The sequence below is a fragment of the Paenibacillus thiaminolyticus genome, from assembly GCF_003591545.1.
GTDB classification, from domain to species: Bacteria; Bacillota; Bacilli; order Paenibacillales; family Paenibacillaceae; genus Paenibacillus_B; species Paenibacillus_B thiaminolyticus_A.
In genome coordinates, this window is record NZ_QYZD01000015.1 from 54473 (window position 1) to 77028 (window position 22556).

General features: G+C 58.4%; 21 protein-coding genes and 1 riboswitch. Of the genes, 16 read left to right on the top strand and 5 right to left on the bottom strand.

Going from position 1 to position 22556, the window contains the following annotated elements:
• Nucleotides 1-118 precede the first annotated feature (118 nt).
• Nucleotides 119-865 (bottom strand): glycerophosphodiester phosphodiesterase, encoded by a 747-nt coding sequence (locus DQX05_RS16780; protein ID WP_119794689.1) that lies wholly within the window; start codon nucleotides 863-865, stop codon nucleotides 119-121.
• A gap of 235 nt (nucleotides 866-1100) precedes the next feature.
• Here DQX05_RS16780 and DQX05_RS16785 point away from each other — a divergent pair, with 235 nt between their 5' ends.
• The gene (locus DQX05_RS16785; RefSeq protein ID WP_119794690.1) at nucleotides 1101-1982 is read left to right on the top strand and encodes an MBL fold metallo-hydrolase; all 882 of its coding nucleotides are present in this window, start codon (nucleotides 1101-1103) and stop codon (nucleotides 1980-1982) included.
• A 43-nt stretch (nucleotides 1983-2025) separates the two neighbouring features.
• On the opposite strand, the gene DQX05_RS16790 is transcribed toward DQX05_RS16785, so the two are convergent.
• Complete coding sequence (locus DQX05_RS16790; RefSeq protein WP_119794691.1) at nucleotides 2026-2826, bottom strand: Cof-type HAD-IIB family hydrolase; 801 nt, start codon at nucleotides 2824-2826, stop codon at nucleotides 2026-2028.
• A 92-nt stretch (nucleotides 2827-2918) separates the two neighbouring features.
• The gene (locus DQX05_RS16795; RefSeq protein WP_119794692.1) at nucleotides 2919-3833 is read right to left on the bottom strand and encodes a DMT family transporter; all 915 of its coding nucleotides are present in this window, start codon (nucleotides 3831-3833) and stop codon (nucleotides 2919-2921) included.
• A 208-nt stretch (nucleotides 3834-4041) separates the two neighbouring features.
• Here DQX05_RS16795 and DQX05_RS16800 point away from each other — a divergent pair, with 208 nt between their 5' ends.
• The gene (locus DQX05_RS16800; RefSeq protein ID WP_119794759.1) at nucleotides 4042-4899 is read left to right on the top strand and encodes a MurR/RpiR family transcriptional regulator; all 858 of its coding nucleotides are present in this window, start codon (nucleotides 4042-4044) and stop codon (nucleotides 4897-4899) included.
• A gap of 94 nt (nucleotides 4900-4993) precedes the next feature.
• On the opposite strand, the gene DQX05_RS16805 is transcribed toward DQX05_RS16800, so the two are convergent.
• Nucleotides 4994-5998 carry a lipoate--protein ligase gene (locus tag DQX05_RS16805; protein ID WP_119794693.1) on the bottom strand — a complete coding sequence of 335 codons (1005 nt, stop codon included), beginning with the start codon at nucleotides 5996-5998 and terminating at the stop codon, nucleotides 4994-4996.
• 150 nt (nucleotides 5999-6148) lie between these two features.
• Between DQX05_RS16805 and DQX05_RS16810 the strand changes: the two genes are divergently transcribed.
• Complete coding sequence (locus DQX05_RS16810) at nucleotides 6149-6706, top strand: nitroreductase family protein (protein ID WP_119794694.1); 558 nt, start codon at nucleotides 6149-6151, stop codon at nucleotides 6704-6706.
• 92 nt (nucleotides 6707-6798) lie between these two features.
• Here DQX05_RS16810 and DQX05_RS16815 read toward each other — a convergent pair whose 3' ends face one another.
• Entirely contained in the window at nucleotides 6799-7257 is a 459-nt protein-coding gene (locus DQX05_RS16815) for a phosphatase (protein ID WP_119794695.1), read from the bottom strand.
• A 332-nt stretch (nucleotides 7258-7589) separates the two neighbouring features.
• On the opposite strand from DQX05_RS16815, the gene cobD reads away from it, so the two are divergent.
• From cobD to DQX05_RS16885, 13 genes are all read left to right on the top strand, one after another.
• Entirely contained in the window at nucleotides 7590-8687 is a 1098-nt protein-coding gene (cobD, locus tag DQX05_RS16820; RefSeq protein ID WP_119794760.1) for a threonine-phosphate decarboxylase CobD, read from the top strand.
• A 249-nt stretch (nucleotides 8688-8936) separates the two neighbouring features.
• On the top strand, nucleotides 8937-9674 hold the full coding sequence (locus DQX05_RS16825; RefSeq protein WP_119794696.1) for an adenosylcobinamide amidohydrolase: 738 nt from the start codon (nucleotides 8937-8939) through the stop codon (nucleotides 9672-9674).
• A 95-nt stretch (nucleotides 9675-9769) separates the two neighbouring features.
• Entirely contained in the window at nucleotides 9770-10732 is a 963-nt protein-coding gene (cbiB, locus tag DQX05_RS16830) for an adenosylcobinamide-phosphate synthase CbiB (RefSeq protein ID WP_119794697.1), read from the top strand.
• Between the two features lie 32 nt (nucleotides 10733-10764).
• Complete coding sequence (locus DQX05_RS16835; protein ID WP_119794698.1) at nucleotides 10765-11649, top strand: histidine phosphatase family protein; 885 nt, start codon at nucleotides 10765-10767, stop codon at nucleotides 11647-11649.
• Between the two features lie 149 nt (nucleotides 11650-11798).
• Nucleotides 11799-12020: riboswitch (cobalamin riboswitch) on the top strand.
• 329 nt (nucleotides 12021-12349) lie between these two features.
• Nucleotides 12350-13345, top strand: coding sequence for an ABC transporter substrate-binding protein (locus DQX05_RS16840; RefSeq protein ID WP_119794699.1), 996 nt, complete (start codon nucleotides 12350-12352; stop codon nucleotides 13343-13345).
• 20 nt (nucleotides 13346-13365) lie between these two features.
• Entirely contained in the window at nucleotides 13366-14409 is a 1044-nt protein-coding gene (locus DQX05_RS16845; RefSeq protein WP_119794700.1) for a FecCD family ABC transporter permease, read from the top strand.
• Nucleotides 14406-15341, top strand: a complete 936-nt coding sequence (locus tag DQX05_RS16850; protein WP_259392067.1) for an ABC transporter ATP-binding protein — start codon at nucleotides 14406-14408, stop codon at nucleotides 15339-15341. The genes DQX05_RS16845 and DQX05_RS16850 overlap by 4 nt, the downstream gene beginning before the upstream one ends.
• A gap of 364 nt (nucleotides 15342-15705) precedes the next feature.
• The gene (gene cobT, locus DQX05_RS16855) at nucleotides 15706-16785 is read left to right on the top strand and encodes a nicotinate-nucleotide--dimethylbenzimidazole phosphoribosyltransferase (protein ID WP_119794761.1); all 1080 of its coding nucleotides are present in this window, start codon (nucleotides 15706-15708) and stop codon (nucleotides 16783-16785) included.
• On the top strand, nucleotides 16782-17393 hold the full coding sequence (gene cobU / locus DQX05_RS16860; RefSeq protein ID WP_119794701.1) for a bifunctional adenosylcobinamide kinase/adenosylcobinamide-phosphate guanylyltransferase: 612 nt from the start codon (nucleotides 16782-16784) through the stop codon (nucleotides 17391-17393). The genes cobT and cobU overlap by 4 nt, the downstream gene beginning before the upstream one ends.
• Nucleotides 17390-18229, top strand: coding sequence for an adenosylcobinamide-GDP ribazoletransferase (gene cobS, locus DQX05_RS16865; protein WP_119794702.1), 840 nt, complete (start codon nucleotides 17390-17392; stop codon nucleotides 18227-18229). Before cobU ends, cobS begins: the two co-directional genes overlap by 4 nt.
• 5 nt (nucleotides 18230-18234) lie before the next feature.
• A complete protein-coding gene (locus DQX05_RS16870) occupies nucleotides 18235-19848 on the top strand; it encodes a cobyric acid synthase (RefSeq protein ID WP_119794703.1) in 1614 nt (537 codons plus the stop codon).
• Nucleotides 19849-20589: 741 nt separating this feature from the next.
• A complete protein-coding gene (locus tag DQX05_RS16880; protein ID WP_119794705.1) occupies nucleotides 20590-21414 on the top strand; it encodes an alpha/beta hydrolase in 825 nt (274 codons plus the stop codon).
• A 389-nt stretch (nucleotides 21415-21803) separates the two neighbouring features.
• Nucleotides 21804-22319 carry a DUF2179 domain-containing protein gene (locus DQX05_RS16885; protein ID WP_119794762.1) on the top strand — a complete coding sequence of 172 codons (516 nt, stop codon included), beginning with the start codon at nucleotides 21804-21806 and terminating at the stop codon, nucleotides 22317-22319.
• The last annotated feature ends 237 nt before the right edge of the window (nucleotides 22320-22556 follow it).

Genomic DNA, 22556 nt, shown 5'->3' on the forward strand with positions numbered 1-22556 from the left:
AAAAAAGCCCCACCCAGACCGCATGCCGTGTCTTGAGCGAGGCGATAGATTTTCCTCCAAGGGGAATGTAAAGCTCGATAGATCATTGCAGAAGATTCCCTCTCGCTTCAGCTCCAGATTATTCCGAGGCCGAGGCGGGCAAAACGCCCTTCAATGGAATGTCGGTCGTTATGCGCCGTACGCCCAGATCGTACAGCTTGCGGGCATCGGCTTCGTCGCGGATGGTCCAGGCAGCGAGACTGAAGCCCTTCTCCTGGGCGGTGGCGACGATGTCAGGATGGTTCATGACGGTCCGATACTGCAGCAGCAGCGCCGCATGGCCGAGTCCGGTCAGGATGTCGATATCGACTAATTTGTCGGAGAGCCAGCCTACCTCGATAGTTGGATGCAGGTTTCGAATCAACCGCAAATTGTCCACATGGAATGAAATAATAATGGTTCGTTCCGTCAATTTATAGGTATCCAGCAAATGCAGCAGCCCTGCCGCTTCCTGCTCGTTAATGTGCTCCTTCAATTCCAACTGCAGGCCGGCCCGGCCCTCGGACAGCAGCGCCAGCACCTCTTCGAGGAGAGGGATGCCGCTTCCGGCGTAATCCGGATGGAATTTGATGCCGGCGTCAGCCTGCTGCAGCTCCCCCACGGTCTTGCTTCGGACAGGTCCCGAGCGATCGGTCGTCCGGTCCAGCGTGCCGTCATGAATGACGACCGGGACGCCTTCAGCCGAATGGTGCACGTCAATCTCCAGCGCATCCGCGCCCATGTGAAGCGCCCGCCGGAATGCAATCATCGTATTTTCGGGAAAAAGGGCGGCGTAGCCGCGGTGGGCAACGATTTCCACGGGGCTCGTGTGTAAGGGAACAGTCATGGATAGGCCTCCTTCGGTATTGACGATTATGTAGCAGTATCCTTGGGTGAATGAGGCGGCCGGCTGTCGGCTGTATATTCGTCGGCAAAGGTAATCTGCAGTCTGCCACTTGTTTGCCATGCATATCGATTCGAAACCGATTATACTGGAAGCATGACAGGAGAACAATGGAGTATTGCCATCAACATCATATGAAAATTGTAAAGGCACCGCCTGTTCTAGAGGAGGAATAGAGATGACAGACCAATCGATGCAGCTTCCCGGATTCCCCCATGACGAAGAGGGTTCCGCCGAAGGTTACGACAGAGGCTGGACCGTTACGTTCTGGGGAACTGGCGACTCGATGGGCGTGCCGCGCGTATATTGCGCTTGTCCGGTGTGCGAGGAGGCGAGGAAGGAAGGCGTGAACCGGCGCTATCGTTCGTCTGTGCTTCTTGAACGGGGCGAGGAACGGCTGCTCGTCGATTGCGGGCCGGACTGGACGGGGCAGATGGAGAGAGCGGGGCTGTACTGGCTGGATGATATTTTGATTACGCATGCGCATCAGGATCATATCGGAGGCTTGACGGCCTACGCGGATGCCTGCCGCTGGTTGAAGCGGAAGGGGCGGGCGACGATGCCGCCCGAGGTTGGAGAGACGATCCGGACGATGTACCCTTGGCTGGAACGGTATATAGAGTTCCAATATATCGAAGGGCCGTGGCGCTGGAAGGATTGGAGCATTCAGCCAATTCGCGTCAATCACGGCAAGAATGGCTATTCATACGCCTATCGCTTCGATCCATGGTCAAGCGGAAGGCCCGCGGGCGAGAACAAGCCTGAGGTTCACAGCTGGATTTATGCCTCTGATGCGATCGGGCTCGGCGAGCAGGAGCTGGCTTGGTTCCGGGGGCTGGATTTGTTGATTCTCGGGACGAATTTCGTCCATGAGGAGGCCCCTTACGAGACTCGCTCGGTCTATGACATGCGGGAAGCGGTCGAGGTTCTCGGCGAGGTGAAGCCGCGCAAGACGGTGTTCACTCACTTGTCTCACGGCGTCGACCTCCGGGAGGATTATCCGCAGCTGCCGGCCTCGGTAACGCTGGCCCGCACGGGGCTGGGCATTCCGCTGCAATAACAAGGAAGCCGCCGGGAACGGGCCCGGCGGCAGAAGGCAGGCTTTACGCCTGGTTCAGGATGAACTTCTCGATGACATGCCGCACACCTTCTTCGTTGTTGGTGCGCGTCACGTAATCGGCCACGGCCTTCAGCGAGTCGACGGCATTGCCCATGGCGACGCCGAGGCCTGCCGTCTCGATCATGTCATGATCGTTCCACGAATCGCCGATGGCGATCGTCTCCTCCAGGCTGCAGCCGACATGCTGCGCCAAATGGCGCAGGGCGCTGCCCTTGGTTCCTTCCCGGTGCGTTATCTCCAGGAAGTGAGGCTTCGACTTCGTTATATGGACATCCGGTCCAAGCAGCTCCTTCAATTCGGCGGCGATTGCATCCAGCGTCGCCGGCTCGTCGATGATGAGCATTTTGGTGGAAGGGGAAGCGAGCAGCCGATCGAAATCCGGTTCGATTGTATAAGGAATATCGGACAGTTGGGCATATGCGATCAGCTTGTCATTCTCCTTGCGGGCGTACAGATGATCGTTGATATAGAGCTGAAGATGAAGTCCCTGTTCGTCGCAATAACGGAGCAGGCGCATCGCCGCTTCCTTCGGCACTGCCCGCTCGTACAAAATATGACCGTCCATCACGTTCTTCACGAGGGAGCCCTGATAGGTGATGAGCGGAACGTTCAGTCCGGTCTGCAGCGCCAGGTTGCGGGCGGACGCATACATGCGGCCCGTGGCAAGCGTGACGGTGGCGCCTGCGGCGACAGCCAGCTCAAGCGCGTGCTTCGTGCCGGGCGTAATCTCCTTGTCGTCCGTAATGAGCGTATCGTCGATATCAATGGCAATAAGCTTGTACAATGTCGATGTCTCTCCTTTTTCCGAGCCGTCCGGCACTCTCTCTATGTCAGACCGGCGCTCCGATGATAGTCAATAGATGCGAGTTTCTCCCTCTATTGTACCGCATGCCGGCCCCATTTCAATTCAGCGGCGATCATTCCCGCCAAAATCAGCAGACAGCCCACGATCGCCCACAAGCCGAGCGTCTCTCCGGCAAAGGTAACGCCTGTAATGGCTGCGAAGACCGGCTCCATCGCGAAGATGACGGCAACCCTGCTCGCGGAGGTGTATTGCTGGCACCACGTCTGCGCCCAATAAGCGAAGGCGGTGGAGATGCAGATGGAGATAAGCAGGGCGACGATAACCTTCGTCTCCGTCAGCGCTCCCCACAGTGCCGCTCCCGTAAGCTGCGGCTCGAACAGGAAGGAGCTGCCGGCCGCGGCCAGCGCGACGACGGCGAACTGCACCGTGACGAGCAGCACGGTATTATGGATGGCCGCATATTTCCCAGTGAAGGCGATATGGAGGGCGAAGCAGAACGAGCATAGGAGCACGTAGCCGTCGCCCTCGTTCCAGTGAACCGCACCGCCATTGAAGGCGAGAAAATAGAGCCCCGCCAGCGCCAGAGCGGCCGCGATCCAGGTAGCAGGCTGCAGGCGCTGCTTGGCCAGCCACAGGCTGATAAAGGGCACGAGCACGACCGACAGCCCGGTAATGAAGCCGGCATTGGTTGTCGTCGTGTACACGAGACCGACGGTCTGGAATGCGTAGCCCCCGAACAGGAATACGCCGAGCAGCGCGCCGTGCAGAAGCAGTGCTCGCGTGCCAGAGCGGCTGCTGCTCTGGCGCCGCCTTCTGCTCAGCAGGGCGACGAAGCCGAACAGGAGCGCGGCTCCGGCGAATCTTACGGCGTTGAAGGCCAGCGGGGGCAGGACGAATACGGCATGCTGGACGACGAGGAAGGTGCTTCCCCATACGAAGGCGACAAACAACAAGCATAAATCCGACACTAATTTACGATGTTTCACAGCAAGCGACGCTCCTTTGATGTGCACATGAATTTTCAAATTTTACAGCAGGCGCGGCGAGTTGGCAAGAAAGCAGTGCATTGGTGTAGAGTTGCTTCCTTGCTTGCGGGGCCAGGAGCGGGAGGAAGCGTGCCGGGAATCGGTGTGGACGGCTTATTTTCCGGTTCGGTATAATGAGGGGAGAACGAGGAATGGAAGTGAATCCATCATGACCACTGGCGAGCATACGAGCACGCTTCTTTTAATACGGAGCTTATATCCTTCATTGACGAAAACGGAGAAAAAAATCGCGGATTATGTGCTGAGAAGCCCGGATGAGGTCCTGTATGCGACGGTGACGGATCTGGCTGAGAAGTCGGATGCCGGCGAGACGTTGGTGCTGCGGTTCTGCCGCAATCTGGGCTTTACCAGCTACCAGGAGTTCAAGCTGTCTCTGGCCAAAGATCTGGTGACGACGCTCAAGCATCAAGAGAGCGAGATTGATGAGGAGGACGATCTGGCGGCCGTGGCGCAGAAGATGACGCTGGAGAATGTCGCGTCGCTGGAGCATACGCTGTCCCTGCTGAATATGAAGGACCTGCAAAAAACGGTGGAAGCGATCGTCCGCTCCAACCGGATCTTTTTCTTCGGCGTCGGCTCGTCCGCCATGACCGCGATGGATGCGCAGTACCGCTTCATGCGGCTGGGCTTCGCGGGAGAGGCCGTAACGGATCCGCATGTGATGGCCATGAACGCGGTGCTGATGACCGATCAAGATGTCGTATTTGGCATCTCCACCTCGGGCAGCACGAAGGATCTGGTTGACGCCGTGCGCCTGGCGAAGGAGAACAACGTTTTTTTCATCTGCCTTACGAGCCATGCGAAGTCGCCGATCACGAAATACGCGGATTCGATTCTGCTGATCCAGGCGAAGGAGACACCGCTTCAGGGCGGGGAGTTTTCATCCAAAATCGCGCAAATTCATGTGCTGGACATTTTGTCTACCGCGGTGGCGCTGCAGGCGAAGGAGAGGGCGCATCGCGCCATCAACCGGACGGCTCAGGCCGTGCAGGACAAGCTCTACTGACAATCGAACGGCCTGCCGTCCATGCGCGGGCTGCCACGCAAACATAGACAGGCCCGGGCCATCTTGGCATCCAAGACAGTCCGGGCCTAGTTATCTATTCATTCAGCATGACGAGTCCGATGAAGTCTTCCGCGCTGATATTGCCGAGATAATGGTTGATATCCATATCGGCAAGCGCTTCGCGAATTGCCTGCTCCTCATAGCGAACCCCCTGCAGGCGCGCCTCAATATCGCTGACTTCGCCGACTCCGAAGAAGTCGCCGTATATTTTCATGCGCTGAATCAATCCGTCCTCGACATCCATGCGCACGTCGACGATTCCGGCCGGGAATTTCTTCGAATGCTCGACGTTGAACTTCGGCGATGAGCCATAGTTCCAATCCCAGTTCTGATAACGCTCCTGCGAGATGCGATGAATCGTCTCCCAATCCTGCTCCGTCAGCTTGTACTGCGGCACCTGATCCGGCTCCATCCCGAAAATATGACGGAGGATCGTATCCTTGAACTGCTCGATCGTCATCGGCTCGGCAAGAAACTCGGAAATGTTGGCGACGCGGGAACGAATCGATTTCGTGCCTTTGGATTCGATTTTGATCGGCTTGACCTTGAGCGCCGAGGCGACATGCTCCATCTCGGAATTGAACAGCAGCGTGCCGTGGCTGAACATGCGCCCGCGCGTGGAGAACTGGGCATTGCCGGATATTTTCTGCTCTCCGACCTGGATGTCATTGCGTCCGGTCAAGTCAGCATTGACGCCGAGAGAACGGAGCGTATCGATGACCGGCTGCGTAAATTTGCGGAAATTGTGGAACGATTGCCCGTCATCCTTCGTGATGAAGCTGAAATTCAAATTTCCTGTATCATGATACACGGCGCCTCCGCCCGACAGGCGGCGCACAACGTGAATGTTTTTCGCTTTAACGTAATCGCTATTGATTTCTTCGATCGTATTTTGATTTTTGCCGATGATGATGGAAGGCTCGTTGATATAGAATAACAAATAACTATCCTCTTCCAGCGGCAGATGCTTCAGAACAAATTCCTCGATCGCCAGGTTGACGCGAGGGTCGGTGATGCCTTGATTGTCGATAAACTTCATGGCTCGTCCGCCTCCTTCTTCTGTTAATTGTAATCGATTTGGAACAAAAGACAACTTATATTTGATATTGATAATCGTTATCAATATAATAAGGATATTGGATGCATAGAAAGAGTATGAGAGTAAATAGGGAGTCAAGGAGGATAAACAATGTCAATTGCCAATACAATCCGGGAACGCCGGAGCATTCATCGCTTCTCAGATCGGCCTGTCGACAAGGAACTGGTGCTTTCCCTGCTCAATGATGCCGTCTGGGCCCCCAATCACGGGCTGCGCGAACCGTGGCGGTTCATTTATGCGGCGGGAGAGGCGAAGGATCGGCTCGTTCGCTGCGTAATAGAGCTGGTCGAAGGAACGAAAATGAGAGGCTGGGATGAAGAACAAAAGGCGAAGTTCATCCAGACGAACCTGGCCGTGCCTGCTTACCTTATCGTCGTCATGCCTGAGGATCCGCGGCCGCATATTTGGGAAGAGGATCTGGCGGCCGCAAGCGCTCTGATTCAGAACTTCCAACTGCTGGCGTGGGAACAGGGGCTCGGAATGCTGTGGCACACCGGGGACTATATTTATAATCGCAAGTTCCGTGAAACGGCAGGAGTGCAGCCGGGCGAGAAAATCGTCGGTGTGCTGCGCATGGGGCATTTCGATGAGATTCCGCCGGCTCGCCCGCGTACGAACGCGTCGGAACGCTTCACCGAGCTATCATAAAATTATATTTTGAACTGACAAGCGCAGGGCCTAGGGCCGCTGCGCTTGCTTCGTGATGTCAATGTCAGGAACGGAAGTAATCGTTTTCATAATTAGGAAAGGTCTGAGGAGTCGGCTTTCAGATAGCGGTAGTACAGCAACAGCTCGACCGTATACTTGATGATCCAGGCGGCCAACAGCACGCTGACCAGCAAATGGGCGCTGACGAGCGGGGACAGCAGCAGAGTACTTGTATCGGATACATAGATCAGATAGGCCGCGCAGCAGGCAACCGAGAGTACGAGGAAGATCAATCCCATCTGGTTCGCCTGCAGCGAGATCAGACGTGACAATTCCTTGTCCTCCGGCTCGTCCTTGGACATGAAATTCACGAAGTACATGACGGCTTGCACGACGGCGGCGACGCCGAAAACATTGCGGGCCAGCGCCATCATCTCTGTGCTGTACAAACCGATGTCACCCTTGAGGCGAAACAGTATCACCCCGTAATAGGTGGTGACGATAATGGCGGCGCCCAGGGATGCCCATGATGTTTTGCGATGCACCGACATAATTGAACCTCCTTGAGCTTGACATAGCATTGCGCCAATACCGGTCTGCAATGTGATTATACAGCATTTAACAGTAACGTTACAGTGTGCGATGTGCCAATGTTTTTCGGCATTTCGTAGAAAAGGAAAAACCGTTTGACGAATGGGTCTGCGTTACGCATAATGTACCATGAGAAATCATGCGCCGTCTGCCTTCAGGCTGGACCTGGGGAGTACGGAGCGTACGGCAGAACAAGGGCAGACCGGACCGATTGACGATGGCGAAGTTCCGTTGGAACAATCGCTATAGAGATATTGTACGCGACCGTCTGTCCGTCTTCAAGGAGGGGCTTATGGTCACAATTGAACGGTTTGGGCATGGCGGGGACGTATGGACGGCAGCGGAGGCTTTCGGACGATCGAGCGGCGAGTTCGTGGACTTCAGCGCGAACATCAATCCGCTCGGACCGCCGCCGTCCGTCATGGCGCGGCTCGCGGAGGAACTGGCCGGCATTATTCATTATCCTGATCCGGGGCACCGGCGGATGAAGGATGCGCTGTCTCGCCGCCTTCAGGTGGGAAGCGAGCAGCTGTTAATCGGCAACGGCGCAGCCGAATGCATGGCGCTGGCGATTCTGGCGCACGCGCCGCGCACCGTCGGCGTAGTCGCGCCCTGCTTCTCGGAATACGAGGCGCTGTCGCGGCAGTTCGGCGCTGACGTCGTGCGTGTCATCGGACAGGCCTCCCGGGATTACCTGGCAGATTGGCCTGATCTGGAACGGCTGATGGCGGATGCCGATGTCGTCTTCCTCGGCCAGCCGAATAATCCGACCGGCGCCGTATACGAGCGGGGGATGCTGGAGGAAGCGGGCCGGCTGGCGGAGCGGAACGGTACGCTGCTGATTATGGATGAGGCGTTCATCGATTTTCTCCCGGATGAGGAGGAGGCGAGTCTGTTGCGGTTCGCGGCAGCCAGCCGGAACGTGCTTGTCATCCGGTCGCTGACGAAGTTCTACGCTATCCCCGGCCTTCGCCTTGGGTATGCGGCGGGCCATCCGGACACGATTCGCTCGCTTGCTTCGAAGCAGGTCACGTGGAGCGTGAACGGGCTGGCGCTGGCCGCCGGGGAAGCGCTGCTGCTTGACGAAGCGGCGGATGACTATGCGGAACGGACCCGAAGCCTGATTGCCGGCGAGCGGGAATGGCTGAGCGGGCAGTTGGCCGCGCTTGGCCTGCGGCTGTGGACGAGCCGGGCGAACTTCCTGCTCGTTGAGGCCGCGGCGCCGTGGAGCGCCCGGAGCTTGCAGGAAGAACTTGGACGCCGGGGAGTCCTGATCCGCAATTGTGACCGGTATGCAGGGCTGGGGGCCGGACATTTCCGCATCGCGGTGAAGGATCGTCAGGCAAATAAACGTCTAGTCGAGGCCCTGCAAGCTGTGTTACATTTATAAGATGTGGATCCTGCAATGTGCAGAGGCATTCTCCTGTTGGCTTTGCTCATTGCCAGGATATGAAGAACGAGTTGTGAGGATGTCCGGTATCGGGTCGATAGATCATTTTGATGAAGCCGGCTCTGGAAGCGCGTGTTCAAAAAGCCGGTTTTTCAAAACCGGGAAGGTGCCAGGAAAATCAGCGCCTTTTAAGCACGGTATCTGTGAAGACAGAACGCAGACGGAGCGGACAAGCAAGGGGGAAGCGTGATGCAGCCTTGCCGCGAAGGCATTCGCAGCTATGCATCGGAAGTCATGTCCGGCGTAACGGTATGCTGGGGCAGCGAGATCATGACCGTGGAGCTGCCGGAGTGGACTCCGGTATGGAGCAGCGCGGTATGGAACGGCGGCTCCAAGCTGGCGTCGCGCATCATGAACCGGATGGTTCGGACAGGGTTCGATTGCACCGATCCGGTCGCATATATGCAGGAGATATGCCTCCAGCAAGGATACGCGCCGGCGACGACGGTCGGCCTGATGACGGCGGCGAAGGTCACCCATGCGTCCGTGATGGAAGAGGAGGGTGACGGCTTCTCTCTGCTGTGCGTCACGACGGCCGGAACGGGCAACGCCGCCCGCGCCGGGCTGGCGCGGCAGGTATACTCCGCTTACGAGCCGCTGAAGCCGGGCACGATCAACACGATCATCGTGCTGGACGGCAAGCTCGCGGAAGCGGCGGTATGGAATGCGGTCATTACCGCCACGGAAGCCAAGTGTGCGGCATTGGACGATCTGCGGGTGATCGACAAGGAGACGGGCCGCGTTGCGACGGGAACAACAACCGATGCGGTGGCGATCGCGATCGTCGACAGCGGGCGCTACGAGGCCGTACACCGTTATGCGGGCACGGCGACGACGCTGGGCGCCGCCGTGGGGCGGCTGGTGTACGGTACCGTGGCGGAGGCGGTACGCACGCAGCGGGAAGACGACGGGCCGCTGTTCGAATAAGAGAAGCAGGCGCGCCACTGCCAGGCAGCCGGGGAACGGCGCTACGGCGGCAGTGGAGGAACGGGCTGCAGGCAAGAGGAGTCAGGTGAGCAATCATGATCGCGGCATTAATAATCATCGCAGCATATGTATGGGATCGAATCGTTGGCGATCCAAGGTGGCTCCCCCATCCGGTCATCGGCATGGGGAAAGCGATCTCGGCATTGGAACGCCTTATCCGGAGAGCGGCTCCGTCCGAAGCGGCGCTCAAGCCGCTGGGCTTCCTGCTTCCGCTAGTGATGGCGGGCGGGGCATTTGCTTTGACGTGGGGTGTGCTGGCAGGACTCTATGCCATCAACGTCTGGCTGGGCGCGGCGGTTGAGGCGCTGCTCATCGGAACGACCATCGCCACCAAAGGGCTTCGCGATGCCGGAATGGCCGTCTATGGGCGACTGGTGGAAGGTGATCTGGCCGGAGCGCGGCGCGAGGTCGGCATGATCGTAGGAAGGGATACCGAGACGCTCGATGAACCGGAAATTACTCGCGCTGCCGTCGAGACAGTGGCTGAAAATATTATGGATGCCGTTATCTCTCCGCTCCTGTACGCGGCTATCGGCGGCGCGCCGTTGGCTATGGCCTATCGGGCTATCAATACATTGGATTCTATGGTCGGCTATAAAAATGAGAAATACGCCAATCTCGGCTATGCTTCCGCGCGGCTTGATGATCTGGCGAATTGGATACCGGCGCGCTTGACCGCGCTGTTGATCGTCATATGCTCCCTGTTCGGCTATGACGCGAAGCGGGCATGGAAGACGGCGCTGCGCGATGCGCCGAAGCATCCGAGCCCGAACAGCGGTTGGCCGGAAGCGGCAACCGCCGGGGCACTTGGCATCCGCCTTGGCGGATTGAATTGTTACAAAGGCGTATGTTCCTTCCGTGCCTATATGGGCGATCCCGTCGTCGAGACGGGAGGGGAACATATTGCGGCAGTGTGCAGGCTGCTGACCCGAAGCACACTGCTCTTCGCCATCCTGGCCGCAAGCGTCCTCTGGGCCTGCGGCGGATGGCTCCTGTAGACGAAAGGCGAATGAAGGAGTAATGGGATGAAATGAAACAAAAGCGCACATACAAAGCTCCCCCCGTTCGCCGCAAGCGGCGTCAAGCAGGAGCTAGACGACAAGCCCGGCTCAAGCCTCCGCGCTGCGGCACCCGGCATATCCGCCGCCGTGCAGGCGCGTCCAGCGTCATCGTGCGGTTCGCGCTCGTCAGGCATTCGCTGACGCAGGCGAATGTAGAGAGGCGGTATATCAGCTATACGGACAGCCCGCTTCTCCCGGAAGCGGAAGAGGTGCTGCGGCCGATGCGCAGGGCAGTCGCCCATCCGGCGCCGCTCCTGTATACGAGCGATATGCGGCGCTGCCGCGAGACGCTGGCTCAGTTGCGTCCGCGCGATGCGGGAAGGGCTCATGTCGATACGAGGCTGCGCGAATACGATTTTGGCATGTGGGAAGGCTTGACGTACAACGATCTGAAGGAGGATCCGTCCTACCGCCGCTGGTTGGATGATATGACCTCCGTTCAGCCGCCGCGCGGCGAGCCTTGGCAGACATTCAGCACGCGGACGGCGCATGTCTGGTGGGAGATTCTGCAGAAGGCCAGCAGACAGACGGCTGTGGCGGCGGGACAAGGAGCCCGCGGGCATCGCCATCGGCGGGAATGCGATCCGGACAGGGACGGGACTGATCGGGGCAGCGAGCGGTGCAGAACGGCCCGGCTGCGCCGGAAGCGGCCTGGCCGGGTAGGCAATGCGTATGAGGCGCGGCCCGATGTGCTGGTCGTGACGCACGGAGGAATGGTGCGGAGGCTGTACACACTCGCTTTCCCGAAGAAGACGTTCTGGGAAGCGACCGTCCCGATCGGGGCGGGGATCTTGATTACGGCTGCAAAGTCTCCCCGCCGCTGGAAGTTCCTGCGGGCGGAGCGGCTGCCTTGATGGAGCGAGCGGCGGGTGAACGAGGGAACAGATAGATGCCCTGAAGTAAGTGAGGAATGTTATTGCAAGGACAGGGCAATTCCCCTATAATCAATAGTCAAGCTATGATGAGTCAAGCTATGATGAGTCAAGCTATGATGGAAAGACAAGCGAATAGTAATCTATCGGGTCCTTGCGCCGCACGAGCATTGAGCTTATGCCCAAGGATAATAGGGAAGCCGGTGTGAATCCGGCACGGTCCCGCCACTGTAAATGGAGTGCTGCGCTCAGAATGCCACTGTCTGCGCGGATTCAGGTGAATCCGCTGATGGGAAGGCGAGCACAGCAAGATGCTCCTAAGTCAGGAGACCTGCCCGATAGGAGGACGAGTTATTTCCTTCGCGGAGAGGAGCGGCGTCATTGGAATGGACTTCCTGTTGCTGCTGAGCGGTCATGCTGTCTAACGGCGTGAGATCGCTTTGCAGATCAGTTCGGAAGGTCCTATCCAGGAGACTGCGTTCCCCCGATCCTAGGATCGGGGGTTTTGTGTTTGTGCGTTCTTTGACAATTCCGCCTCGAAGCGGATGGAGAAGCCGGTAAGGCAGGATGCCACACTGGGAAGAAGACTGGGCGCCAGTCCTTCCGCGTGAAGGAAAGGCGTTCGCACCGCTTCGGCAATGAAGCAGGTATGATATTCAGGTAAGTGAGGGAGAAAAACATGATGAGCAAATGGTGGAACAGAACGATAGCGGTCGCGGCAGCGGCTGTATTGGCTTTGAGCTTGGCGGCTTGCGGAGCGGCTCCGTCGAAGGAGGCGGACAAGGCTCCTGACTCTGCGCAGCAGCAGGAGAACGGCAATGCGGCTTCTGATGCCGCGAAGACAACCTATCCGCTGACGGTGAAGGATGCGACCGGGCATGAATTCACGTTCGACAAAGCGCCGGAACGGATCATTTCCGTATCGCCGGCAGAGACGGAATCATTATTTGCCCTTGGCCTTGGCGACAATATCGTCGGCGTGTCCGATTATGACGATTACCCGGAAGAAGCGACGCAGAAGCCGAAAATGGGCGGTATCACGAAACCGAATGAGGAAGCGATCATTGCGGCGAAGCCGGATGTCGTATTTACCGGCATCTCGATGAAGGAAGAAGCCGTCAACAAATTCCGCGAGCTGGGCATTGAAATTTTCAAGGTCGAGCCGAAAACCTATGACGACGTAATCAGCAACATCGAGCTGTATGGTCTTATTACCGATCATCAGAAGGAAGCAAAAGAGATTACCGATCAGATGAAAAAGGTGCGCGATGACGTTGCTGAAGCGGTCAAGGGCGTAACCGACAAAAAGAAGGTTTATATTGAATTCTCTCCGGGCTGGACCGTCGGCAGCGGCGAATTCATGAATGAGCTGATCGAGCTGGCAGGCGGCGTCAATATTGCGGCCGCGGACATGACCGGCTGGAACCAGATTAATGAGGAGAACATCATCAAGGAGAATCCGGACGTCATTCTGTTCGCGAAGGATCTTATCGACAGCGAGACGAACAAGACGCTGGAGGACATTATCCGCGGACGCAGCGGCTGGGAAGCGCTCACTGCGATCAAGGACAATCAGCTGTTCGGACTGGACAACAACAAGCTGAGCCGCCCGGGCCCGCGTGTGGGCGAAGCGCTGCAGGATGTGGCGAAGGCGATCTATCCTGATTTGTTCAAATAGATGATGGGATGGACATATCGATGAAAAAAGGGTTTGGCTTTGGAGTAGCGATGTTGGCGCTGCTCCTTTTATCTATTGTAGGCTGTCTGTCCGTCGGATCGGTGAAGATGCCGATGGGAGAGATTGCGAAAATATTGCTGCATCACGTTCCCGGACTGGAATCGCTCATTCCCGTCACCTGGGACGATGCTTCGGCGACCATAATGCTGAAGGTCCGCTTCCCGCGCGTCGTGCTCGCGATGCTCGTCGGTGCGTCGCTCGGGCTGGCGGGGACGGGCTTCCAGGGCGTGCTTCGCAATCCGCTGGCGGATCCGTACACGCTGGGCGTGTCTTCCGGGGCCTCCGTCGGCGCCGCGTTCCTGATCTACTTCGGCTTGCAGTATGCGCTGCTCGGCCAGTGGACGGTTCCGATCGTCGCCTTCGTGACCGGCACGCTTACGCTATTGGCCGTCATGCGCCTGGCGAGAGAAGACGGCAAGATCCCGATCGAGACGCTGATTCTGGCCGGGGTCGTTACGCAGGCATTCCTCGGCTCGATCGTCTCCTTCCTCGTCGCGATGTCGAATCAGACAATCAACGAGATTCTGTACTGGGTCATGGGAAGCCTGGCGCTGCGGGGCTGGTCTTTTTCTGCCGTGCTGGCGCCGTATATGGCGATCGGGCTCATCGCCCTGATCGCCTATGCCCGCCCGCTCAATCTGCTTGCCCTTGGGGAGCGGCAGGCGTCTCATCTCGGGCTCAATGTCGAGCGCACGAAGTGGGTCGTTCTGCTCGTGTCGACGTTCATTACGGCGGCGGCCGTTTCCGTATCAGGGGTTATCGGCTTCGTCGGGCTCGTCGTCCCGCACATGATTCGGCTGCTGGTCGGCCCGGACTATCGCTTGATCGTGCCGTTCTCGGCTGTAGGCGGAGCGATCTATGTCATGTGGGCGGATACAATCGCGCGGACGGCGCTGGCGCCAACGGAAATACCGCTGGGCGTGGTGACCGCCTTCATCGGCGCTCCGTTCTTCGCGTATCTGCTAATCCGAAATAAACGGTCGAAACGGAGGAGATGGTCATGAAGACGGGAGCCGCGCACCGGGAAATTACAGCGAAGCCTGGGGCCTCATCCGGGCAGATCCGCCCGGGAGAGCCGATTCTTCAGGCCGAGCATATCAGTAAAAGCTACGGCAGCCGAACGGTGCTGAACGATGTCTCCTTGACCGTCGGCACCGGGGAATGGGTCGGCATCATCGGGCCGAACGGCAGCGGCAAGTCGACGCTGCTGTCGCTGCTGTCCGGCGCCGATTCACCTGCCGGCGGGCGCATCGAGCTGAAGGGGCGCTCCCTGCGCTCCTACACGCGCAAAGCGCTGTCGCAAACGATGGCGGTCCTGCTGCAGGAGTCGCTTCCGCCGATTGGATACTCTGTCCGTGAGGTTGTCGAGATGGGCCGATTCCCGTATCAATCCTGGTTCGGCTCGGAGGCGGAGGACAGCGGACCCTATATCGAGTCGATTATGGAGCGGCTGCAGCTCACGGAACTGGAGGATCGGCCGATCGACCGGCTCAGCGGCGGCCAGCGCCAGCGGGTCGCCCTGGCGAAGCTGATGGCGCAGTCGCCGTCTATCGTGCTGCTGGATGAGCCGACGACCTATCTCGACATCCGGTATCAGGTGCAGTTCATGGATGTCGTCCGCGACTGGCAGCAGGACTGCGGCTTGACAGTCGTCTCGGTGCTTCACGATCTGAATCTCGCAGCGTTGTATTGCGACCGGCTTGTCGTCGTGCATGAGGGGCGCATCGCAGCTGATGGCACTCCGGAAGAGCTGATGTCGCCGGATGTCATCGCACGCTACTTCGATACCCGCGCCGCCGTCGTGCCGCATCCGGGGAACGGCCGTCCGCAGCTGCTGATGTGTCCGGCCCATACGGAAGCCGAACAGAAGGCGGTAACAGAGGCACGGAATGAAGAGGAAGCCAGGACAGATGAAGATGAAGCGGCCAGAGCATGACGAGAGATTGGGCAGCGACAACGTGAATGCAGCGGCGCCATGTAGGCGTGTCCACGTGAATGCAGCGGCGCCATGTAGGCGTGTCCACGTGAAGGCAGCGGCGTCGTGAAGGCACGTCAACGTGAAGGCAGCGACAGCATGAAGGAGCGGTAACGTAAAGGTTACGGGGCGTGAAAGCGGCGAGAGCCGGTAACGAGGAAGCCATGAACGGGAATCAGGCCGATTCCACGGCATGGCGGAAGATGGAGTGACGAACACGCAGGAGAAGAATCATTTCTGTAATTGGGATGAACATCAATGGCAATGACAGCTAGCAACCAACTATGTGAAGACGGAGATGAATGAGATGAATGCGATGAATGCGATGAATGAACGGCTTAGCGAAGTAATTGGGCGGATCCCTGGTGTGGACAAGGCGGCGATGGAGGCAGCCGCTGCGCATCAAAATCAGCTGACGAAGCCTCCGGGAAGCCTCGGGCTGCTGGAGGAGATTGCGGTTCAACTGGCCGGCATTACGGGGACAGTCACCCCTGAATTTAAGCAAAAGGCGATTGTTGTGATGGCGGGCGACCATGGCGTATGCGCGGAAGGAATCAGCGCCTTCCCGGCTGAAGTGACTCCGCAGATGGTGATGAACTTCCTTGCCGGCGGCGCAGCCGTCAATGTTCTGGCGCGTCAGGCCGGAGCCGAGGTCATTTGCGTCGATGTTGGCGTTAACGCCGATTTGAGCCATCCCCAGCTGCAATCGTGCAAGGTGCGCTGCGGAACCGGCAACATGGCCCAAGGCCCGGCGATGACCCGGGACGAGGCGGTGGCGGCGATACTGGCTGGCGTCGATACGGTGGACGAATGCGTCCAGGCTGGAATTCGCATGTTCTCTACTGGGGAAATGGGCATCGGCAATACGACGCCGAGCGCCGCTATTCTGTGCGCCTTGACCGGACTGGCGCCGGAAGAGGCGGTCGGCCGGGGAACCGGCATCGGCGATGAGCAATGGGCGCATAAATGCAACGTCGTGCGCCAGGCGCTCGAAGTGAACCAGCCTGATCGCAACGATGCGCTGGATGTGCTCGCGAAGGTCGGCGGTCTGGAGATCGCCGGATTGACAGGCGTCATTCTCGGCGCGGCGGCCCATCGGCTCCCGGTCGTCGTCGACGGCTTCATCTCCAGCGCGGCGGCGCTGGCAGCGGTGCGGCTCGCCCCGGTGGTGCAGCCTTATCTGATCGCTTCGCATCTGTCCGAAGAGCGCGGTCATACGGCCTTGCTGGCCGAGCTTGGCCTGAAGCCGGGCCTGCACTTGAATATGCGCCTGGGCGAAGGAACGGGCGGCGCTCTAATGTTCCCGATTATCGACGCTGCGCTGCGCATTATGCAAGAGATGGCGACCTTCGCCCAAGCGGGCGTATCCAACAAAGACACCGACGATAGCGAGGGACAAGCATGACGGGCACGACTGCCGAAGGAAATAAGCTTGTCCTCGTTACGGGCGGCGCGCGCAGCGGCAAGAGCGGCTTCGCGGAGAGGCTGTTCATGAAGCGCATCCCGGATGGGGGCATTTATGTCGCGAGCGCGGAAGCCCATGATGACGAGATGCGCGAACGGATTCGCCGCCACCAGTCGGACCGCGAGCAATCAGGCTATGGCTGGAAGACGGTGAACGAGCCGCTCCAGCTGCCGGAATGGCTCGCCATCACCAGCGCGGATGCAGAGGCCGCCCATGAAGGGCCGGCCGTGCTCATCGACTGCCTGACGCTCTGGCTGTCGAACGAGCTGCTTCAGGCGGAGCGGCAATGGGGAGAGAGCCTGGAAGCCGAGCGCTATCTGGAGGCGCGCATCGAACGGCTGGCGGAGGAAGCTGGCCGCTTCCGCGGCACGCTGGTGATGGTTACGAACGAAGTCGGGGACAGCATTGTTCCTGTCTACAAGCTCGGCCGGATGTTCCGTGACGCGGCCGGCCGCTTGAACCAGCGCATCGCCGCCAAGGCGGATGAAGTGTATCTGGTGACGGCAGGCATTCCGATCGAGCTGAAGCGCCGGGAGGTGCAGCTATGAGGCGAACATGGCAAGGACTCGTCGCTGCGATGCAATTTCTGACCCGAATTCCCATTCCGTTCTCGGTCCCGTTCACGAATGAGGTGCTGAAGCGAAGCACCTACTTCTTCCCGCTGGCGGGCTTCTGCATCGGCGGGCTGGTCTGGGCGGCAGGCTGGGGACTGCAGCATCTGCTTCCCGTCTTCCCGGCGGCAGCGCTGACGCTTACCCTGGCCGTTGCGCTTCAGGGCGGGTTGCATATGGATGGCTGGATGGACACGGCCGACGGCGTGCTCAGCTCGCGTTCCCGCGAACGGATGCTGGAGATTATGAAGGATAGCCGCAGCGGCGCGATGGGCGTCATCGCATGTGTTCTGCTGCTGCTGCTCAAATGGACGCTCCTCGTCTCTCTGATGGAGCTGGGCTTGTGGAACGGCTGGGTTGTCGTTCCGTTCATCTGGTCGCGTGTCGCGATGGTATTGGCACTGGCGAGCAAGCCTCAGGCGCGCCCGGAAGAGGGACTCGGCGGGTTTTTCCTTGGCGTGAAGACCGGGCATGTCACGATCGCCTATCTGCTAGGCTTCGCGCTTGCCGCGCTGGCCGTCGCAGCATCGGGAACGGCAGATGCCGGATCGAGCCTGGGCGTGCTCACGGGACTAGGACTCTCGTCTTCGGATGCCATCATCATGATGAGCGTCGCCGCGCCGCTGCTGTGCACGGCGGGGGCCTGCCTGCCGATGCAATACTTATCGCGAAAGCTTGGCGGGCTGACCGGAGATACGTACGGCGCGATTAACGAATGGACGGAGACCGTCGGCTTGCTGCTGCTTCTCCTGGCGGCAACCGGGAAAGGGTGAAGGATATGAGCGAGAAATCCGGCGCCGGGCAAGGCGCGGAACGGGCGAAAGAGACGGAAGAACGGCCGCAGGGGCGGACGATCATGCTGCAAGGAACCGCTTCCGATGTCGGTAAGAGCGTCGTGACGACGGCGCTATGCCGCATATTCAAGCAGGACGGGTTCCGGGTAGCCCCGTTCAAGTCGCAAAATATGGCGCTCAATTCGTATGTGACGCCGGACGGCAAGGAGATTGGGCGCGCGCAGGGCGTGCAGGCGGAAGCTTGCGGGATCGCGGCGACGACCGATATGAACCCGGTGCTGCTCAAGCCGACGAAGGACATGCATTCGCAGGTCGTCGTCCACGGCAAGCCTTATCAGAATCTGAGCGCCCGCGATTACCGTTCCGGCTTCCTGCCCGAAGCGAAGCGGACCGTGGTGGACGCGGTGAACCGGCTGCGTGCCGCCTACGATATTGTCGTCATGGAGGGGGCAGGCAGCCCGGCCGAGATCAATCTGAAGCAAAATGATATCGTCAATATGAACATGGCTGCCTGGGCGGAGGCTCCTGTCCTGCTCGTCGCGGACATCGATCGGGGCGGCGTGTTCGCTTCGATCGTCGGCACCTTGGAGCTGCTGGAGCCGCATGAACGTGAGCGCGTTCAAGGCTTCATCATCAACAAATTCCGCGGCGACGTCACGCTGCTGCAGCCCGGACTCGACTGGCTCGAAGAGCGCACAGGCATTCCTGTGATCGGCGTGCTACCTTATGCCGACGATCTGGACATTGAAGCGGAGGATTCGGTCGCGTTGGAGCAATGGAAGGGGAAGATGCTCCCGGAGAACGACCTGGATATTGCGGTCGTGGGCTTGCCCCGCATCTCCAACTTCACCGATATCGATCCGCTGGCCGCGGAGCGCGATGTGCGCATCCGCTATATTCGCAAGCCCGAAGAGCTCGGCGCCCCGGATGCCATCATTATTCCGGGGACGAAGAGCACGATAGCCGATCTGCAATGGATGCAAGAGAACGGGCTGGCCGACGCGTTGGTGTCCTATGCGAAGGAAGGGGTCGTAACGGGCATATGCGGAGGCTATCAAATGTTAGGCGAGTGTCTGCGCGATCCGTACGGAGCGGAGGCCGAAGCGGGCGCGGTCCTGGACGGCCTGGGGCTGCTGCCGATGGAGACGGTGTTCGCCGCTGAGAAGCGGACGGAGCGCGTGCGGGGAACGGTCATCGCTTCCGGACTGCGCGGGACGGCGCTTGAGGCTTGCCCTATGGAAGGCTATGAGATTCATATGGGCCGTTCGCTGCCGACAGGAAAGGATATGTTGGCCGAACCGCTGCTGGAGCTGCGGGCTGCGGACGAGGCGGATGCGGTATGCATCGGGCAAGACGGCTTGCTGCATCCGAATGGGCGCATCATGGGCACCTATTTGCATGGCTTGTTCCATAATGATGCCTTCCGCAGGGGCTGGTTGAACAGACTCCGTGAGGCGAAGGGGCTTGCGCCTCTGCCCGTCGAATTGAACTTTGCCGCCCAGCGGGAGGCTGCCTTCGACCGCCTGGCGGATCAGGCTCGCAGCCAATTGGACATGGAGCGGATCTATCGTATATTGCGGATTGCGGATCCGCAGTAGAAGGGGATGGGCAACAATGCCGCCTCCCCGCTGGATGGTCATCGGATAGCGGGCAGCCCGGCGCTTGCGCTGCAGGTGCCGGGCTTGTGGCGCCCGCTAATGGGTGGGGGCAGGAGGGGGGCTCAGCCTCTTATGAGCACTCTCCCTTTTACTCAGAATCTGTCCTGCTCAAAAATGCTTCTGTCCCAGAGGTATCGTGCCCTCGCGATAAGTCGTCTTCTCCCTATGTATAGCGCCTCGGTGTTCTTCTGATGTATTATGCATCGCGAGGTATTATGCCTCCCGATGAATCGTACCGCCCGAATAGTCGTCCTCTCCCGATGTATAGCGCTCCGTTGCTCTTCTGATGGAGCGTGCCGCCTGATGTATCGCGCTTTTCCGATGTAGTGTCCTCGCTCAATGGAGAGTGCCTCCCGATGTATTTTCTCTGCCGCTATATCGTGTCCTCCCGATGTATCCCCTCTCTATATTTCGTGTGCCCCGGATTTCTGACCCAATGGGAGAGTGGTCGTAAGGGGCAAAAACCGTACCTTATCCTCTGTTCCCATGCATGTCCTCACCATGTTCATAAAGCATATTCATAAAGCATATTCATAGAGATGTTCATAAAGCATTGTTCATGGAGCAAGTTCCCTCATCATGTTCATAGAGCATGAGCTAAGCAAAGCCTCGTTTGACAACATAATTGATAATGATTATCATTATAAACTAATAGAATGGCAGCGCGGCAGCTTTTCATGAATAGGAGGCCATCAAAGAAGGCGATTCGGCGCGCATGCAGCGGGCGATGAAGACGCCAAGGCGACGTTAGTCCTTGTCCATGGCATCGGCTGGCATGCGGGGTTCTATACCGGCCTGATGAGCCGGTTGAGGAGGGAAGGACTGCGGGTTATCGCTGTCGACCTTCGCGGGCATGGCAAGAGCATGGGGGAGCGAGGGCTCGACACGTATGAGGAGCTTCTGGAAGATACGCTTGATGCCGTGGACGCCGCGATCCGCAAGTATGGGCCGGATGTCTATTTATTCGGCACGAGCTTCGGGGCGTCGGTTGCTTATTACGCCGCGGTCCGCGAGCCGAGACTAAAGGGCCTTATTTTGCACAATGCATGGGATATTATGAATCTGCCCGTGACGATAGACAAGCGGCGCATTGACTCCCTACTAAGCAAATATGGGGATGAGCCCGAGAGAATGATTTCTTTGCCCTTCATGATGGGGCTGAGGATGACATGGCATTTGTTCGACAACAAGCTCCGCCTGCTGGCCATGTTCAAGGATAAGCTTTGGCACCGCAAATGGTCGGTCCGCTCATGGGCATCTTTTTTCGGGTATGTGCCTGATGAACGGTATATCAACGGCTTCAGCCTGCCTACGCTTGTGATTACGGGGGACAAGGATGGCATGTTGCCGCTTGACTATACGAAGGAGGTCTTTTGCAATCTGGACACGACGGAGAAGGATTTGGCGGTCGTCGCCAATGCGGGCCATATGATTATGATCGAGCATGTCGGATGGGCTGTCCCGATCATTGGCGGGTGGATGGACCGTAGGCTGGCAAGAAGGTAGAGCCGTTCAAGCGGAGCGGGGCGGATAGCAGGTACGGGACGCGAGCGTGCCGGAACGGAAGACGGTGACGGGGGGAAGGACGCACAGGGCATATGGAAGGACGAGCAAGGCGCATGGAAGGACGCGCAGGGCGCATGGAAGGACGGCAGGCGAAGAAGAACAATGCCTTCGGCCATCCCAACAACGGGTGGGGCTGAAGCCTTGATTTGGCAAGGGCTGTCCGCCAGAAGCCGCTTGTGTTGCAGCTGTAAAGAGATTACAATCAAGGGAGTCTGGCTGCCGGCCTGAGTCCCTCTCTTTTGTTGTCCGCGTTTCCGGAAGGGAGAAGAGGGGTAAAGATCTATATTACTCGCGTTGCATTTGCATCGGCGGAAGGAAAGGAATACGCCATGTTTATGATTCTCATCGCCATTTTCACGATACAAATCATCTATGTCTCTTTTTTCACGCTGCGCATGATATTGACCTTGAAGGGACAGCGGTATTTGGCCGCCTCAATCAGCACGGTTGAGATTATCATCTATGTGCTTGGCCTGAATATGGTGCTCAAATATTTGGACGAACCGATCAGCCTGATCGTGTACGCGGTCGGGTACGGCATCGGGGTGCTGGTCGGCTCCTGGATCGAGGACAAAATCGCGCTCGGCTATGTCGTCTTCAAGGTCATCGTCAACAATCCGGACAGCCCGCTGCCGAATTATTTGCGGGATCATGGCTTCGGCGTTACCTCCTGGATCGGAAGCGGCCGGGACGGGAATCGGCTCATGCTTGAGGTGCTGGCGAAGCGGAAGAACCGCAGTATGCTCCAACAATCGATTTTGGAGATCGAACCGAAGGCATTTATCGTCACCTCCGAGCCGACACAGCTTCACGGAGGATTTTGGACCAAGGTCACGCGCCGTTAGGGCGCGAGGCCTTTTTTTGTTGCGCTTGGAGAAGGACGGTTTTTTTGGTAAACATAAGAATCCAAAAATTGCAGATAATGAAGACCAGAGACCTGAGTTTTTGTCGAAATATAAGTCTTTTGTTTCATATGGTCAGGATAGGTGTAATTATAAAGTATGCTTATGTGTAGATGCGCTCTCAGCGAGGGCGCGTTCTATTCCGTGTGCTGATTCGCGTACACATTACACATAACTGCT

Excerpts from the sequence above, each read along its gene's own strand:
- DQX05_RS16780 (WP_119794689.1), bottom strand. The coding sequence starts at position 865 with ATGACTGTTCCCTTACACACGAGCCCCGTGGAAATCGTTGCCCACCGC.
- DQX05_RS16785 (WP_119794690.1), top strand. The coding sequence starts at position 1,101 with ATGACAGACCAATCGATGCAGCTTCCCGGATTCCCCCATGACGAAGAG.
- DQX05_RS16800 (WP_119794759.1), top strand. The coding sequence starts at position 4,042 with ATGACCACTGGCGAGCATACGAGCACGCTTCTTTTAATACGGAGCTTA.
- DQX05_RS16805 (WP_119794693.1), bottom strand. The coding sequence starts at position 5,998 with ATGAAGTTTATCGACAATCAAGGCATCACCGACCCTCGCGTCAACCTG.
- DQX05_RS16810 (WP_119794694.1), top strand. The coding sequence starts at position 6,149 with ATGTCAATTGCCAATACAATCCGGGAACGCCGGAGCATTCATCGCTTC.
- DQX05_RS16815 (WP_119794695.1), bottom strand. The coding sequence starts at position 7,257 with ATGTCGGTGCATCGCAAAACATCATGGGCATCCCTGGGCGCCGCCATT.
- cobD (WP_119794760.1), top strand. The coding sequence starts at position 7,590 with ATGGTCACAATTGAACGGTTTGGGCATGGCGGGGACGTATGGACGGCA.
- DQX05_RS16825 (WP_119794696.1), top strand. The coding sequence starts at position 8,937 with ATGCAGCCTTGCCGCGAAGGCATTCGCAGCTATGCATCGGAAGTCATG.
- cbiB (WP_119794697.1), top strand. The coding sequence starts at position 9,770 with ATGATCGCGGCATTAATAATCATCGCAGCATATGTATGGGATCGAATC.
- DQX05_RS16835 (WP_119794698.1), top strand. The coding sequence starts at position 10,765 with ATGAAACAAAAGCGCACATACAAAGCTCCCCCCGTTCGCCGCAAGCGG.
- DQX05_RS16840 (WP_119794699.1), top strand. The coding sequence starts at position 12,350 with ATGAGCAAATGGTGGAACAGAACGATAGCGGTCGCGGCAGCGGCTGTA.
- DQX05_RS16845 (WP_119794700.1), top strand. The coding sequence starts at position 13,366 with ATGAAAAAAGGGTTTGGCTTTGGAGTAGCGATGTTGGCGCTGCTCCTT.
- DQX05_RS16850 (WP_259392067.1), top strand. The coding sequence starts at position 14,406 with ATGAAGACGGGAGCCGCGCACCGGGAAATTACAGCGAAGCCTGGGGCC.
- cobT (WP_119794761.1), top strand. The coding sequence starts at position 15,706 with ATGAATGAACGGCTTAGCGAAGTAATTGGGCGGATCCCTGGTGTGGAC.
- cobU (WP_119794701.1), top strand. The coding sequence starts at position 16,782 with ATGACGGGCACGACTGCCGAAGGAAATAAGCTTGTCCTCGTTACGGGC.
- cobS (WP_119794702.1), top strand. The coding sequence starts at position 17,390 with ATGAGGCGAACATGGCAAGGACTCGTCGCTGCGATGCAATTTCTGACC.
- DQX05_RS16870 (WP_119794703.1), top strand. The coding sequence starts at position 18,235 with ATGAGCGAGAAATCCGGCGCCGGGCAAGGCGCGGAACGGGCGAAAGAG.
- DQX05_RS16885 (WP_119794762.1), top strand. The coding sequence starts at position 21,804 with ATGTTTATGATTCTCATCGCCATTTTCACGATACAAATCATCTATGTC.